Raw genomic sequence first — 13,707 nt, forward strand, 5'->3', positions numbered from 1 at the left:
TTGCTTCGCCGAGGCAGGACGGCGGCATTTCGCGCCCGCTGCGGCGAACGATCCCCAGTCGTGTGAGCATGTCTTTTCAAGTATCTGATTTTACATGTGTTTTAGCCTCGATCGCGAAGGCTCAGTGCTGGTATTGCAAAGGTGAATCGGCTACAACTGACGACTGTTGCCGACCATGAAAGAGTGATCGTTTGGCTGACCACGAGACGCCGAAGCAGGGTGGCGCTACGCCTTCCGATATCCGGCCCGTATCCATCACCGACGAGCTGTCCCGCTCGTATCTCGACTATGCGATGAGCGTGATCGTCGCCCGGGCCCTGCCCGACGTGCGCGACGGACTGAAGCCGGTGCACCGCCGCATCCTGTTCTCCATGAATGAGAACGGATACGAGTGGAACAAGCAGTATCGCAAGTCGGCCCGCGTGGTGGGCGACGTGATCGGTAAATACCATCCCCATGGCGACCAGTCGGTCTATGACGCCTTGGTGCGCATGGTGCAGACTTTCTCGCTGCGGCTGCCGCTGATCGACGGGCAGGGCAATTTCGGCTCGGTGGACGGCGATCCGCCGGCGGCCATGCGCTACACCGAGGTGCGCCTTGAGAAGGTGACGCAGGCGCTGCTGGACGAGCTCGGCCAGGACACGGTCGACTTTCAGGACAATTACGACAACAGCGAGAGCGAGCCGACCGTCCTTCCGGCGCGGTTCCCCAACCTGCTGGTCAACGGCGCGGGCGGCATCGCGGTGGGCATGGCCACCAACATCCCGCCGCACAATCTCGGCGAGGTCATCGACGGCACGGTGGCACTGCTGGACGACCCGCTGCTGGATCCCGAAGCGCTGCTCGAACACATTCCCGGCCCGGATTTCCCCACCGGGGCCCTCATCATGGGCCGTGTCGGCATCCGCCAGGCCTACATGACCGGGCGCGGCTCGATCATGATGCGCGCCCGCGCCTCGATCGAAACCGTCCGCAAGGAGCGGGAAGCGATCATCATCACCGAGATCCCGTATCAGGTGAACAAGGCGACGATGATCGAGAAGATCGCCGAGCTGGTGCGCGACAAGCGCCTGGAAGGCATCGCCGAGATCCGCGACGAGAGCGACCGCGAAGGCATGCGCGTGGTCATCGAGGTGAAGCGCGACGCCCAGGCGGACGTGGTGCTGAACAACCTCTACCGCATGACGCCGCTGCAAACCTCGTTCGGCGTCAACATGGTGGCGCTGTCCGGCGGCCGCCCCGCGGTGATGACGCTGCACGACACGCTCACCGCCTTCATCTCCTTCCGCGAGGAGGTCGTAAGCCGGCGAACGAAATTTCTCCTGCGCAAGGCGCGTGATCGCGCCCATGTGCTGGTCGGCTTGGCGATCGCCGTCGCCAATATCGATGAAATCATTCAGCTTATCCGCACCGCGCCGGACCCGGCGACGGCGCGTGAGCGGCTGATGGAGAAAAATTGGCCGGCTAAGGATGTCGAGCCGCTGATCGTGCTGATCGCCGATCCGCGCCACTTCGTCGCCGAGGACGGCACCTATCGCCTGTCCTTCGAGCAGGCCCGCGCCATTCTCGACCTGCGCCTCCAGCGCCTTACCGCGCTGGGCCGGGACGAAATCTCCGACGAACTGGACAAGCTCGCCATCGAGATCGCCGAATATCTGGAGATCCTGGCCAGCCGGCCGCGGATGCGGGCGATCATTCGCGACGAGCTGCTGGCCATCAAGGCGGAGTTCGGTACGCCGCGGAAAACCGAGCTGACCGAGGGCTTCGGCGACCTGGACGACGAGGACCTGATCGCCCGCGAGGACATGGTGGTCACCGTCTCCCACGCCGGCTACGTGAAGCGGGTGCCGCTCTCCACCTATCGGGCGCAGCGGCGCGGCGGCAAGGGCCGCTCGGCCATGACCACGCGGGACGAAGATTTCGTCACCCGCCTGTTCGTCGCTTCCACCCACGCACCGGTGCTGTTCTTCTCGTCCAAGGGGCAGGTCTACAAGCTCAAGGTGTGGCGCCTGCCCGCCGCTGCGCCCCAGGCGCGCGGCAAGGCGCTCATCAACATCCTGCCCCTGGCGGCGGACGAGCGGGTCACCTCCATCGTCCCGCTGCCGGAGGACGCCGGCGAGCACAGCCGCTGGCAGATCATGTTCGCCACCACCGGCGGCAATGTCCGGCGCAACGAACTGGCCGACTTCAGCCAGGTGAACCGCAACGGCAAGATCGCCATGAAGCTGGACGAGGGCGAGTCCATCGCTTCGGTCCAGCTCTGCACCGAGCAGGACGACGTGCTGCTCACCACCGCGAACGGCGCCTGCATCCGCTTCCCGGTGCCCGAGGTTCGTGTCTTCAAGGGCCGCGATTCGCTGGGCGTGCGCGGCATCCGCCTGGAGAAGGATGACAAGATCATCTCCATGGCCATCATCAACCATGCCGACGCCTCGGCCGACGAGCGCGCCGCCTATCTGCGCCTCGCCAATGCGGAACGCCGCAATGCCGCCGGCGGTGCCGTGGCCGAGGAGGCCGCCGTCGAGGCGGATGCCGAGGAAGCCGCCGCCGGGGAGGGCGGGCTCGATGAGGTGACCCGCATGAAGATGCAGGCCCTTGAGCAGTTCCTGCTGACCATCTCCGAGAACGGTTACGGCAAGCGCACCTCATCCTATGAGTACCGGGTCACCGGCCGCGGCGGCAAAGGCATCGTCGCCATGGCGGTGAACGAGCGCAACGGCCGCCTCGTGGCGTCCTTCCCGGTGCGCGACGCCGACCAGATCATGCTGGTGACCGACGGCGGGCAGCTCATCCGCTGCCCGGTGAAGGGCATCCGCATTGTCGGCCGGGCCAGCCAGGGCGTCATCGTGTTCGACACGGCGGCGGACGAGCATGTGGTCTCGGTCGAGCACATCAGCGAGGACGAGGCCGGGGAAGCCTCGGAGGAGGGCGAGGACGGCCTCACCGACCTGCCCGACGCCCCGACCGAGGAATAGGCCCAGCCATGATCCCAGCCGAGAGCCTTGCGGTGTTCGTCCTCGCCTGCCTGGCTCTCGGCGCGACGCCGGGCCCGAACGTGGCGCTTATCGTCGGCACCAGCCTGAAGCACGGGCGACGGGCCGGCATCCTGAGCGCCATGGGCGTGAACGTGGGCCTGGTGCTCCAACTCGTCGTGGTGGCCGCGGGCCTGTCCTGGGTGGTGGACCTGTTCGCCCGGCATTTCGACCTCGTGCGCTATGCCGGCGCGGCCTATCTCATCTGGCTGGCGGTGCTGCAGTGGCGCGGCGCGGGCAAGAGCGTGGGATTGCCTACCCCCTCCGGTCATGCCGCCTTCGGCCGTGGCTTCGCGGTGGCCTTCGCCAACCCCAAGACCCTGCTGTTCCATGCGGCCTTCCTGCCGCAGTTCGTCACGGACACCCAGCATCCCGGCGGCCAGATCGCCTTGCTGGCGGCCATCTTCGCCGCCATCGCGCTCGTCGGCGACATGGTCTGGGCGGTGGTGGCGGACAAGGCGCGGGCGGCGCTGTCCGGCCATTTTTCCCGCGTCGCCGATCGCGTCTCCGCCGGCATCCTGGCGGGCGGGGCCATGGTGCTGCTGGCGGCGGGACGGCGGTAGCACCGGCCCCGCGCCCATTGCACGGCGCCACGCCAACGGCTAACCGTGTGCGCCATGAACAGCACCCAACATACGCGCCGCGTCGCGATCTATGGCGGTTCGTTCGATCCGCCCACCAACGGGCACCTGGACGTGGTGCGCTCGGCCTCCCGGCTGTCGGACCATCTGGTGCTGGCGGTGGGCATCCATCCCGGCAAGGCGCCGCTGTTCTCCACCGAAGAACGCCTCGCCATGCTGCACGAGATCTGCGCGCCGATCGCGGCCGAGGAAGGCGCGACGCTGGAGGCGGTGACCTTCGCCGATCTGGTGGTCAACGCCGCGCGCCGCGCCGGCGCGACGCTGCTGATCCGTGGCCTGCGCGACGGCACCGATCTCGACTATGAGATGCAGATGGCGGGCATGAACGGCACCATGGCGCCGGAAATCCAGACCGTCTTTCTCCCGGCTTCGCCGCGCGTGCGCCCCATCACCGCCACGCTGGTCCGGCAAATCGCATCCATGGGCGGCGACGTCGCCCCGTTCGTTCCGCCGATCGTGCTCGCCCGTCTGAAGGCCAAGTTTCCCGCCGCGTCCTGAAGGGGGACGGCGCCCTGCCGTTCCCGCCGACCCCACGCCACCGGGCCGAAGACCCCGGCGTGATTCAAGGAGACCCCACACATGCCTCGTGTCATCGGCCGCCGTGAATTCACGGGCCTCGCGCTTGCCGCCGCCTTCGCTGCTCCGGCCGCGGCGCAGACCGCCAAGCCCGACCCGCAGAACACCCTCTATCTGGAGACGCCCTACGGCCGCGTCGTCATCGCGCTGCGCCCGGACCTCGCCCCGAAGCACGTGGAGCGCATGAAGCAGCTCACCCGCGAGGGCTTCTACAACAACGTGCCGTTCCACCGCGTCATCGACGGCTTCATGGCCCAGACCGGCGACGGCCAGTATGGCAACGGCACCGGCGGCTCCAAATATCCCAACCTGCCGGCCGAATTCTCCAAGACCCCGTTCGTGCGCGGCACCGTGGGCATGGCCCGCTCGTCCTCGCCGGACAGCGCCAATTCGCAGTTCTTCATCTGCTATGCGGATTCCGCCTTCCTGAACGGCCAGTACACGGTGGTCGGCCAGGTGGTGTCCGGCATGGAATACATCGACAAGCTGAAGAAGGGGCCGAAGGAGGCCAACGGCTCCGTCCCGACCCCCGACCGCATCGTCAAGATGCAGGTCGCGGCCGACGTGAAGTGAAACCCATAAGCCCATCAAAGGAGAGGCCCCATGGCTGACGAACTGCTCGTGCTCGAAACCACCAAGGGTGACGTGACCATCGCCTTCCGCCCCGACCTGGCCCCCGGCCATGTCGCCCGGATCAAGGAACTGGTGAACGAAGGCTTCTACAACAACGTCCCGTTCCACCGCGTCATCGAGGGCTTCATGGCCCAGACCGGCGACGGCCAGTATGGCAACGGCATGGGCGGCTCCGGCAAGAAGCTGAAGGCGGAGTTCAACAAGCAGCCGCATGTGCGCGGCACGGTCTCCATGGCCCGCGCGCAGAGCCCGGACAGCGGCGACAGCCAGTTCTTCATCTGCTTCGGCGACGCCCGCTTCCTCGACGGCCAGTACACCGTGTGGGGCGAAGTGGTGTCCGGCATGGACAATGTGGACCAGATCAAGCGCGGCGAGCCGGTCGCCGATCCCGACAAGATCGTGACGGCCCGCCTCGCCACCGCCGAGTGAGCGCAGCCCATCTGCGCCGCATGGCGTAGGCCCAAACGAAGCGCGCCGGCCCGAGAGGCCGGCGCGTTTTGCGTTTCAGGACGGCCGCTCGCCTATTCCTCCGGCCGGGACGTGCGCACGTTCTTCAGATAGGGCGGGCGCGGAATGGAGGAATGGGCCGCGCGCAGCGCCGCCGACCAGCGTTCGCGCAGGTCATGGAAATAGGGCTCGCCAGGCTCGATGCGGTAGTTGAGCTCGGCTTCCAGCGCATCGGGGCACAGCACGAGCACGTCGATGGGCAGACCGACGCCGAGGTTCGAGCGCATGGTGCTGTCCATGGAGATCAGGCTGCTCTTCAGCGCGTCCGAGATGTTCATGTCGTAGGTCACGGCGCGATCCAGCACCGGCTTGCCGTATTTGTGCTCGCCGATCTGGAGGAAGGGCGTGTCGGTGGTGCATTCGATGAAATTGCCCGCCGAATAGACCATGAACAGCCGCAGCGGCCCGCCGGCGATCTGCCCGCCCAGCAGGAAGGAGACGTCGAAGGAGACGTTGCTGTGTTCGAGCGCGTTGGCGTCCACGCTGTGCACTTGCCGGATCGCCCGGCCCACGAGCTGGGCCGCCTGGAACATGGTGCGCGCATCGCGCAGCATCTGCCGCTCGCCCGCCTCGTGATCTTCCACGCCCTCGTGCAGCAGGCTGATGACCGACTGCGACACCGAGAGGTTGCCGGCCGAGGCGATGGCCATCACATAGTGGCCGGGTTCCTCGAAAATGTGCAGCTTGCGGAAGGTGGAGATATTGTCGAGGCCAGCGTTGGTGCGCGTGTCCGCGATCATCACCAGCCCGTCCCGCACCAGCACGCCGCAGCAATAGGTCATTTGCCCCCCTAGAGCCGGGTGCCCGCGGGCGCAATCGCCTTGCGATTGGGTCCGAAGGCTGAATCCGTCTCGTTTCGAAAAATTGGAGTGCGATCTGCAGATCGCGCTCTTGGCCCCTCTCGCGTTTTACGATTCCGCGCGGCCGCCTGCAATGTGGGCGAACCCATTCCATGGGTAAGTGAAGGGAACAAGACGGCGGCCTATTCCACCTCCTCCTCCGCCGATCCACGGCGGAAGGGGCCGAGGGCGGCGAGGTCCTCATTGGCCTGCGCCACATAGGCCCGCTCGCGCTCCAAATATTGCGCCACGGCGTGGCGCAGCCCGGCATCGGCGATCCAGTGCGCGGAATAGGTGGTCTGCGGGAGGTAGCCGCGCGCCAGCTTGTGCTCGCCCTGCGCGCCCGCCTCCACCACCTTGAGCCCGCGGCTGATGGCGAAGTCCACCGCCTGATGGTAGCAGACCTCGAAATGCAAATAGGGGTGGTGCTCGATGCAGCCCCAGTAGCGGCCGTAGAGCCGGTCGGAGCCGATCAGGTTCAGCGCCCCCGCCACATAGCGCCCGGCGCGCTTCGCCATCACCAGCAGGCACTGGTCGGCCATGCGCGCGCCGAGCAGAGAGAAGAAGGTCCGGTTCAGATAGGGCTGGCCCCACTTGCGCGCGCCGGTGTCGGTATAGAAGCGGAAGAAGGCGTCCCAGGCAGCTTCCGTGATGTCTGCCCCGCTCAGCCACTCGATCGTGATGCCGTCCGCGACCGCCTCGCGGCGCTCCTTGCGCAGCGCCTTGCGCTTGCGCGAGGCGAGGGCCTCCAGGAACTCCTCGAAGCTGGCATAGCCTTCGTTGACCCAATGGAATTGCTGGTCCGTGCGCTTCAGGAAGCCCAGTTCCGCCAGCGCAGTCCATTCTTCCTCGGTGGAGAAAGTGACGTGGATGGAGGACGCCTCGCGCAACCGCGCCAGTTGTACGAGGCCGACGCCCAGCGTCCCGCGCGCGCTGTCGATGTCCGCGCCCTCGCGCACCAGCAGCCGGCGGCCGCTGACGGGCGTGAAGGGCACCGCGACCTGCACCTTGGGGTAATAGGCGCCGCCCGCGCGCTCGAAAGCCTCCGCCCAGCCCTGGTCGAAGACATACTCGCCCCTGGAATGGGATTTCAGATAAGCGGGCACCACCGCAACGGCTTTCCCGTCCGGGCCATCCATCACGAGATGCTGCGGCTGCCATCCCGTGCGTGCGCGCACGCAGCCGGATTCTTCCAGCGCGCGCAGGAAGGCATGGGAGACGAACGGCTCCGGCCGGGGCTGAGCCCCGGCGGCACAGGCGTCCCAATCGGATGCGGAGATATCGGCCAGCGAGGGGAGGATGCGGATTTCGGTCATGCCCGGCAAACATGGGCCAGCCGGCCCGCCACGGGAAGACCGGCCGAACGCCCTGGTTCACGCGGCATGCGTCTGCCGCATGCCCTCACTTCTTCGGATAGGGCTTGAGGATCAGCACGCCGAGGTCCTTGACCGGCGAGAAGTCCTTGGCGGTCATCTCGAACCGCGTGGGGCCGACCTTCTTCACGCCGGTGCCGCAGAAGCTCACCAGATTCTCCGGCGCGCCCTTGTCCACCGTGAGCTTGAAATCACCGATGGGGCCGGCCCAGTTGGCACCCGTCTTCAGAATGTAGTGGATGCGCGCATCGCTGAAGGCCGGCTGCCCCTGCGTGCCGGCCGCCTTGGTGGCGCGCTCGACGGCGGAGAGGAAGGTCTGGTCGGTGCAGAAGGCATCCATCTGCACCCGCTGCTCCTCCTTCACCCACGGATTGTCGCGCACGTTCATGCCGATGACGGTGCCTACCGACATGCCGACGCTGGGTCGGTACTTGTGCTCGACATTGAGCTCGCGTCCGGCGGGGAACACCTGGGTCCAGTAGAAGGTGGTCTTCAGGGTCCAGAGCGGGACCAGATGGCGCTCCATGCCCTTGCCGGCGTCATATTCATCCACGCGGGCCAGCCCGAGGCCGATCAGTTCCTGCCACTGCGCCGGCGGCAAGGCATCCAGCGCCTTGCCGGTGGCGGCCAGATAGGGCGCCAGCGGGATGTTCAGCTTGCGCAAGAGTTCGCTGCGGTCGATGTCGAGGGCGAAGGCCCGCTGCTCCAGCTCCGTCGTCACCGGCTTGCCGTCGACCATGGTCCTGAAGTCGAGGAAATTGTCCGAGCCGTCCACCGGGATGGACTGATTGACCGATTCCGACACCGTGATGTCCGGCATCGGGAAGGCCACCAGCACGCGCAGGTCCTCCTTCGCGTCGCTCTTGAAGACATAGCGGACGCGGACCTCCTGCTCGGAGATGAACAGGTCCTCCGACTTCATCTGCACATGGTCGTTCTGCACGAAGATGAGGCCGCCGGCGGCCAGCGCCGCCGTCGAATCATTGGCGAGGGCAGGGGCGCCCGCGAGAAGGAGACTTCCGAGCGCCGCGCCGGCTAGGGCCACGCGCCGCCGGATGTGCCTGGTATCGCCCTGTTGAAAACCCGCCATGCCCCGCTCCCGCTTGCTGTCCGGCCCGCATCCCGTGGCGCCCAGGGGCGTCAGGGGCGAAACCCCTCGAAAATCATCTGGTCCGCGCCCGCGGCCGCGCGGGCCCGGTCCTGTGGCGTGCGCACCGTCCAGGTGAGGACGGGCATCCCGAGCGCCCGCGCCAGTCGCGGCGCCGGCGCGCCGAGATCCGCCACCTTGTAGGCGACGAACTGGAAGCGCGAGCGCGGCCAATGCAGCAGGTGCCCCAGAGCGAAGCGCCGGGCCGCCGTCAGGTGTGTCCGGTCGTCGGCATAATGGCGTTGTGCGACGATCCCGCGTCGCACCTGCGGCGCGTGGCGGGCGACCACGCCCACCATGTCCGGATCGAACGACATCAGCGCCGCCGGCCCGCCATAGGCCGCGACCAGCGCCGCGGCCCGTTCGGCAAGGCGGGTATCGCCGGAAAAATCGCTTTTGATCTCAATGATGAGCTGCACCCGGCCGGCGACCCGCTCCAGCAGGTCCGGCAGGGTCATCATGGCGTCCGTGGTCGCCTTGAACGGCACCGCCTTGAGTTCCGCCGCGGTACGCTCGGCCAAGGGCCCCTGCGCCAGCGTCAGCCGGTCCAAAGTGAAATCGTGGAATACCATGGCTTCGCCGTCGCGGGAGCGCTGCACGTCCACTTCGATGGCGCAGCCCGCCGCCACGGCCGCATCCACGGCCGTGGCGGTATTCTCGATGACGCCGGCCGCCGCATCGTGCAGTCCACGATGTGCGACGGGCCGGGCGGTCAGGCTCATGTCAGCTCACGCCACTTCGACGATGGCTTCGACTTCCACGGCGGCGTCGAACGGCAGCGCGGCGATGCCGACCGCCGAGCGGGCGTGGCGGCCCTTGTCGCCGAACACTTCCACGAACAGGTCGGAGCAGCCGTTCACCACCTTCGGCTGGTCGACGAAGTCCGGGGCGGAGTTCACGAAGCCCACCAGCTTCACCACCCGCACCACCTTCTCGAGGTCGCCGAGGGCCACCTTCATCTGCGCCATCAGGTTGATGGCGCACAAGCGCGCGGCGGCACGGCCGGCGTCGATGTCGATGCCGGCGCCCAGCTTGCCGGTGGCGATCTTGCCGGCGGCGTCGATGGACACCTGGCCGGAGATGAACAGGAGGTTGCCGGTGCGCACCGCCGGGACATAATTGGCAAGAGGGGCGTTGGGGGTCGGCAGGGTGATGCCGAGTTCAGCCAGTTTCTGTTCAATGGTTTGCGACATTGTCATCTCCTGCCACACCTTGTGCGCAATTTGCGACTTCCTCTTCGCTGAACCAGGGACGCGGCGCAAGCGCCGGGCGCCCGTCATGGAGATCTGCAATGCCGCGTCCCCTGGGCCTGCCGTGCCTCGCCCTTGCCCTTGCCGCCGGCCTCTCGCCGGCGTCCGCTGATGCCCTGCTGCCGCACCGCGCCGGTTATGCCATGGCGCTGGACGCGGGCAAGGCGACAGGCCGTCTCGACGGCGCAACCGGCCGTATCGACTACGAAATTCGCGGCGATGCCTGCGAGGGGTACACCGTCAACATGCGCCAGAGCTCGACCCTGGATACCGGGGAGGGGGCGCCGGTGCGCTCGGACATGGCCTCCACCTCCTGGGAGGAGGGGACCGGCAGCGCCTACCGCTTCAAGACCCGCGACCAGCTCAACGGCGACACCAAGTCGGACGTGGACGCACAGGCTAACCGCCTGGAAAACGGTGATATTCAGGTCAAGATCGCCAAGCCCGACCCGCGCACGGTGGCGCTCAAGGGCAAGGTGCTGATGCCCACCGAGCATGTGGTCAGGGTGCTGGAGGCGGCGGCCAAGGGCGAGAGCCTGATGGAGGCCCGGGTCTATGACGGCTCCACCGACGGAACCAAGGTTTACAACACCTTGGCGGTCATCGGGAAGCCCAGCCAGGACACCTCCAAGCTGCTGGAGGCGGCCCGCGGGACGCTCAGCGGGCACACCTTCTACCCGGTCAGCGTGAGCTATTACGACGCCGAGAAAAGTGACAGCGCCCCCGAATATGTCATGACTTTCACACTATACGACAATGGGGTCATCGGTGAGCTGAAGATCGACTATGGCGAGTTCGCTTTGCGAGGCGCGCTCGATGCTTTCGAGCCCTTGAAGGCCTCCGCCACCCCCTGCGCCAAGAAGTGATGGGACAGGGTGTGGCATGGCCCACTTCCCCGCACTTCACCTGATGATACACGGCCGCGTGCAAGGGGTCGGCTATCGCGCCTGGTTCGCCGCCGAGGCGGAGGCGCGCGGCCTCGCCGGCTTCGTGCGCAACCGGCGCGACGGAACGGTGGAGGCGGTCATCGCCGGGCCGGCAGCGGCGGTCGAGGCGATGGCGGCGGCCTGCCAGACAGGTCCCCGCTCCGCCCGGGTGGACCGGGTCGAGCGCCAGGAGGTGGCCGAGCCGGTCGCCATGGGGGCCGGCTTCCACGTGCTGGCGACGGCCTGACGGGCGCCGGCGCGCGTTCCCGGCGCGGCGTGCTTTCCCTGCAATAGCCAGCCGCTGGCGAGGCGGCTATAGACCCACCTCCGACGCAGCGTCCAGGGAGGATGTCGTGCGCTTGTCGCCCACAGCGGACCTGAACGAATCGCGCTACGGCAGCCCGCCCTACGGCCGGGCGCCGGTGGCGCCGATGCCCTGGTGGGCCACCGCGACCGGCGTGGCGGTGATCGTCGGGCTATGGGCGCTCGCCCACCTGCTGGTGTCCTGGCTGCTGGAATCGTCCATCAATGTGGACGACGCCATCGAGAGCTATCTGGTCCAGTCGTTCCAGATCTCCTATGTGCCGCGCAATCCGCCGCTGTTCGACTGGCTGCTCTACGGCCTGCTGTGGATCTTCGGCCCCGGCCCGCTGCCCTATGCCATCCTGCGCTACGGGCTGCTGTTCACCATGGCCATGCTGGTCTACCGCGTGGCCCGGCAGGTGATCGCCGACCCGCGCCTCCAGGCGCTGGCGGTGTTCTCGCTCTCCCTGCTGTGGGTGATCGGCTACCATAGCCACCGCATCCTCACCCATTCCAACGTGATGATCGTGGCCATCGCCGGCAGCTTCCTCACGCTCACCGCCGTCACCCGCAAGCCCTCCGCTTTGCTCTATGCGGGCCTCGGCGCCTGGATCGCCGTCGGCCTGCTGGGCAAGTTCGGCTTCGTGCCGTTCATCGCCGTGCTGCTGATCGCCGGCCTGCTGGAGCCGAGCTTCCGCGCCGCCATCCTCGACCGGCGCATCGCGCTCACCGTGCTGGTGGCGGCCGGGCCGCTGGCGGTCTACGCCCTGGCGCTGCATGTCCTGAAGCAGGACGTGGTGGCCGCCACCGCCGAGGTGGTGGGGCGCAGCAGCGACGGCTCGACGCGCAATGTGCTCGATACCTTCGCCGGCGCCTGGGTCGGCTATCTTCTGCCCTTCGTCGCGCTGGCCGCCGCCGTCTTCCTGCCGCTGAACCGCGGCGAGGACGCCACCCCGAGCACCCCGGAGCGCGCCGCGCCCCGCCGGGTGCTGCGGACCATCATCATCCTCGGCACCGTGGTCACGCTGATCGGCGCGCTGGCGATCGGCGTCACCACCCTGCGCGACCGCTATTTCCACGTCTTCTTCCTGCTCGCCACGGTCTATGTGTTCGCCGAGCTGGAGCGCCTCGGCGGCTGGCAGCAGCGGGTGAAGCTCTATCTGTGGGTGGTGGGCATCGTCGCCTTCGGCGTGCTCGCCGTGCGCGCCGCCATCACCCTGTGGCCGGACCCGTTCCTGTGCGGTCGCTGCGTCGCCGCCGAGCCGCTGAAGGCGCTGCGCCCGGTGATCGCCTCGCAGTTCGGCGACGCGCCGACGCTGGTGGCGGAGGACCGCATGTCCGCCGGCCGGCTGAGGGCGGCGATCCCCAATGCCCGCGTGGTGATCCCCTATGAGGACACCTACCGCCCGCCGGTCCGACCGGCCACGGGCTGCGCCCGCATCGCCGGCATCGCCAACGGCATCGGCAACCTGCCCTTGCCCAAGTCCGACGGCTCGGCCATCGAGCTGTGGTTCAAATGGTGGGGCCCGCTGCTGCGCCCGCGCCGCCAGAGCCTGTGGCAGATCACCCCGCTGAAGCTCGACGACCCCATGTGCCGGTGAGGGCGGGCGGCGTCGGCCGCCGCCCCGGCCTCGTCAGCCGAGATCGATCGCCGTCGGCACGCCCCGGCCCAGCAGCGTCAGCCGGTCGGCGATGCAGAGCGCGCGGAAGGCGCCGGCGAGGTCGTCGCCGCTCTCGGTGAAGTGCGCCCAGCCCTCGTTGTGCACGGCGATGAGGCGGGCGCGGGGAAAGGCATGGGCGGCCGATATGGCGTCGTTGGCGTCCATGGTCAGGTGCGCCGCGCCCCGCGTCTTGGCCGAGCCGGTGAACAGCACCACCACCTTGGGATCGAACCGCCGCGCCACCTCGGCGACGCCCTCGTACCAGACCGTATCGCCGCTCACATAGACGAGGTCGCCCGGCGCCTCGCGGCCCACGGCGAAGCCCACCACATCGCCCGACAGCGGCTCGATGCCCACGGGCCCGTGCCGGGCCGGGGTCGCCGTCACCTGCAACCGCAAACCGTTGGCGGCGGACAGTTCCGCCGTCTGCCACGGCGCGAGGCCGCGCACCCGCCCGGCGGGCAGGCCGAGCCGGCCCTCGGCGGCCTCGGTGCTGAAGGTGACCGGCACGCGCGCCAGCAAGGCCCGCCCGCTGGTGTCGAGATTGTCCGCATGCTGGTCGTGGCTGAGCAGAACCGCGTCCAGCGGCAGCACGGCCTCCGCCGGCAGCGCCGGGCCGGTGCGCTTTTCCAATGTCACATGGGGCAGGGCATAGGCGCCCGGCGCATCGAAAGTAGGGTCGGTCAGCAGCCTTACGCCATCGACCTCGATGAGCACGGTCGGGCCGCCGACAAGGGTGAGGGTGAGGGACATGGCACGCTCCGGGACTGGCGGCTGCGGGATCGCGGCCTGTGAGTGGCCAGATAGGGGCTGGCAGCC

General features: G+C 68.0%; 14 protein-coding genes. 8 read left to right on the forward strand and 6 right to left on the reverse strand.

The genetic code is table 11. The features are described 5' to 3' along the window. The first annotated feature begins 191 nt into the window (after window positions 1–191). From gyrA to YU1_RS0100080, 5 genes are all read left to right on the forward strand, one after another. On the forward strand, window positions 192–2,975 hold the full coding sequence (gene gyrA, locus YU1_RS27150; protein WP_051356308.1) for a DNA gyrase subunit A: 2,784 nt from the start codon (window positions 192–194) through the stop codon (window positions 2,973–2,975). A gap of 8 nt (window positions 2,976–2,983) precedes the next feature. Beyond that, a complete protein-coding gene (locus YU1_RS0100065) occupies window positions 2,984–3,595 on the forward strand; it encodes a LysE family translocator (protein ID WP_029002332.1) in 612 nt (203 codons plus the stop codon). 54 nt (window positions 3,596–3,649) lie between these two features. Continuing rightward, the gene (coaD, locus tag YU1_RS0100070; RefSeq protein WP_029002333.1) at window positions 3,650–4,171 is read left to right on the forward strand and encodes a pantetheine-phosphate adenylyltransferase; all 522 of its coding nucleotides are present in this window, start codon (window positions 3,650–3,652) and stop codon (window positions 4,169–4,171) included. 81 nt (window positions 4,172–4,252) lie between these two features. Beyond that, window positions 4,253–4,822, forward strand: coding sequence for a peptidylprolyl isomerase (locus YU1_RS0100075; protein ID WP_029002334.1), 570 nt, complete (start codon window positions 4,253–4,255; stop codon window positions 4,820–4,822). Between the two features lie 30 nt (window positions 4,823–4,852). Beyond that, window positions 4,853–5,311 carry a peptidylprolyl isomerase gene (locus tag YU1_RS0100080; RefSeq protein WP_029002335.1) on the forward strand — a complete coding sequence of 153 codons (459 nt, stop codon included), beginning with the start codon at window positions 4,853–4,855 and terminating at the stop codon, window positions 5,309–5,311. Between the two features lie 92 nt (window positions 5,312–5,403). On the opposite strand, the gene YU1_RS0100085 is transcribed toward YU1_RS0100080, so the two are convergent. The 5 genes from YU1_RS0100085 to YU1_RS0100105 all read right to left on the reverse strand — a co-directional run bounded on the left by YU1_RS0100085 (window position 5,404) and on the right by YU1_RS0100105 (window position 9,941). After that, window positions 5,404–6,171 carry a proteasome-type protease gene (locus tag YU1_RS0100085; RefSeq protein ID WP_029002336.1) on the reverse strand — a complete coding sequence of 256 codons (768 nt, stop codon included), beginning with the start codon at window positions 6,169–6,171 and terminating at the stop codon, window positions 5,404–5,406. Between the two features lie 200 nt (window positions 6,172–6,371). Next, complete coding sequence (locus YU1_RS0100090; RefSeq protein ID WP_029002337.1) at window positions 6,372–7,544, reverse strand: GNAT family N-acetyltransferase; 1,173 nt, start codon at window positions 7,542–7,544, stop codon at window positions 6,372–6,374. A gap of 85 nt (window positions 7,545–7,629) precedes the next feature. After that, a complete protein-coding gene (locus tag YU1_RS0100095) occupies window positions 7,630–8,691 on the reverse strand; it encodes a DUF4424 domain-containing protein (RefSeq protein ID WP_084539550.1) in 1,062 nt (353 codons plus the stop codon). 50 nt (window positions 8,692–8,741) lie between these two features. Next, on the reverse strand, window positions 8,742–9,470 hold the full coding sequence (locus YU1_RS0100100) for a glycerophosphodiester phosphodiesterase family protein (protein ID WP_029002339.1): 729 nt from the start codon (window positions 9,468–9,470) through the stop codon (window positions 8,742–8,744). A gap of 6 nt (window positions 9,471–9,476) precedes the next feature. Then, window positions 9,477–9,941, reverse strand: a complete 465-nt coding sequence (locus YU1_RS0100105) for a RidA family protein (RefSeq protein WP_029002340.1) — start codon at window positions 9,939–9,941, stop codon at window positions 9,477–9,479. A gap of 98 nt (window positions 9,942–10,039) precedes the next feature. Between YU1_RS0100105 and YU1_RS0100110 the strand changes: the two genes are divergently transcribed. The 3 genes from YU1_RS0100110 to YU1_RS0100120 all read left to right on the forward strand — a co-directional run bounded on the left by YU1_RS0100110 (window position 10,040) and on the right by YU1_RS0100120 (window position 12,828). After that, window positions 10,040–10,864 carry a cell envelope integrity EipB family protein gene (locus tag YU1_RS0100110; RefSeq protein ID WP_029002341.1) on the forward strand — a complete coding sequence of 275 codons (825 nt, stop codon included), beginning with the start codon at window positions 10,040–10,042 and terminating at the stop codon, window positions 10,862–10,864. 16 nt (window positions 10,865–10,880) lie between these two features. Further along, complete coding sequence (locus YU1_RS0100115; protein WP_029002342.1) at window positions 10,881–11,171, forward strand: acylphosphatase; 291 nt, start codon at window positions 10,881–10,883, stop codon at window positions 11,169–11,171. A 112-nt stretch (window positions 11,172–11,283) separates the two neighbouring features. Then, window positions 11,284–12,828, forward strand: coding sequence for an ArnT family glycosyltransferase (locus YU1_RS0100120; RefSeq protein ID WP_029002343.1), 1,545 nt, complete (start codon window positions 11,284–11,286; stop codon window positions 12,826–12,828). A 33-nt stretch (window positions 12,829–12,861) separates the two neighbouring features. Here the strand turns inward: YU1_RS0100120 and YU1_RS0100125 are convergent, their stop codons facing one another. Next, window positions 12,862–13,641: an MBL fold metallo-hydrolase gene (locus YU1_RS0100125; protein ID WP_029002344.1), complete on the reverse strand. Its 780-nt coding sequence runs from the start codon at window positions 13,639–13,641 to the stop codon at window positions 12,862–12,864. Between the last annotated feature and the right edge of the window lie 66 nt (window positions 13,642–13,707).

This window comes from Azorhizobium doebereinerae UFLA1-100 (genome assembly GCF_000473085.1).
Taxonomy (GTDB): domain Bacteria; phylum Pseudomonadota; class Alphaproteobacteria; order Rhizobiales; family Xanthobacteraceae; genus Azorhizobium; species Azorhizobium doebereinerae.

Excerpts from the sequence above, each read along its gene's own strand:
- YU1_RS0100065 (WP_029002332.1), top strand. The coding sequence starts at position 2,984 with ATGATCCCAGCCGAGAGCCTTGCGGTGTTCGTCCTCGCCTGCCTGGCT.
- coaD (WP_029002333.1), top strand. The coding sequence starts at position 3,650 with ATGAACAGCACCCAACATACGCGCCGCGTCGCGATCTATGGCGGTTCG.
- YU1_RS0100075 (WP_029002334.1), top strand. The coding sequence starts at position 4,253 with ATGCCTCGTGTCATCGGCCGCCGTGAATTCACGGGCCTCGCGCTTGCC.
- YU1_RS0100080 (WP_029002335.1), top strand. The coding sequence starts at position 4,853 with ATGGCTGACGAACTGCTCGTGCTCGAAACCACCAAGGGTGACGTGACC.
- YU1_RS0100085 (WP_029002336.1), bottom strand. The coding sequence starts at position 6,171 with ATGACCTATTGCTGCGGCGTGCTGGTGCGGGACGGGCTGGTGATGATC.
- YU1_RS0100090 (WP_029002337.1), bottom strand. The coding sequence starts at position 7,544 with ATGACCGAAATCCGCATCCTCCCCTCGCTGGCCGATATCTCCGCATCC.
- YU1_RS0100095 (WP_084539550.1), bottom strand. The coding sequence starts at position 8,691 with ATGGCGGGTTTTCAACAGGGCGATACCAGGCACATCCGGCGGCGCGTG.
- YU1_RS0100100 (WP_029002339.1), bottom strand. The coding sequence starts at position 9,470 with ATGAGCCTGACCGCCCGGCCCGTCGCACATCGTGGACTGCACGATGCG.
- YU1_RS0100105 (WP_029002340.1), bottom strand. The coding sequence starts at position 9,941 with ATGTCGCAAACCATTGAACAGAAACTGGCTGAACTCGGCATCACCCTG.
- YU1_RS0100110 (WP_029002341.1), top strand. The coding sequence starts at position 10,040 with ATGCCGCGTCCCCTGGGCCTGCCGTGCCTCGCCCTTGCCCTTGCCGCC.
- YU1_RS0100115 (WP_029002342.1), top strand. The coding sequence starts at position 10,881 with ATGGCCCACTTCCCCGCACTTCACCTGATGATACACGGCCGCGTGCAA.
- YU1_RS0100125 (WP_029002344.1), bottom strand. The coding sequence starts at position 13,641 with ATGTCCCTCACCCTCACCCTTGTCGGCGGCCCGACCGTGCTCATCGAG.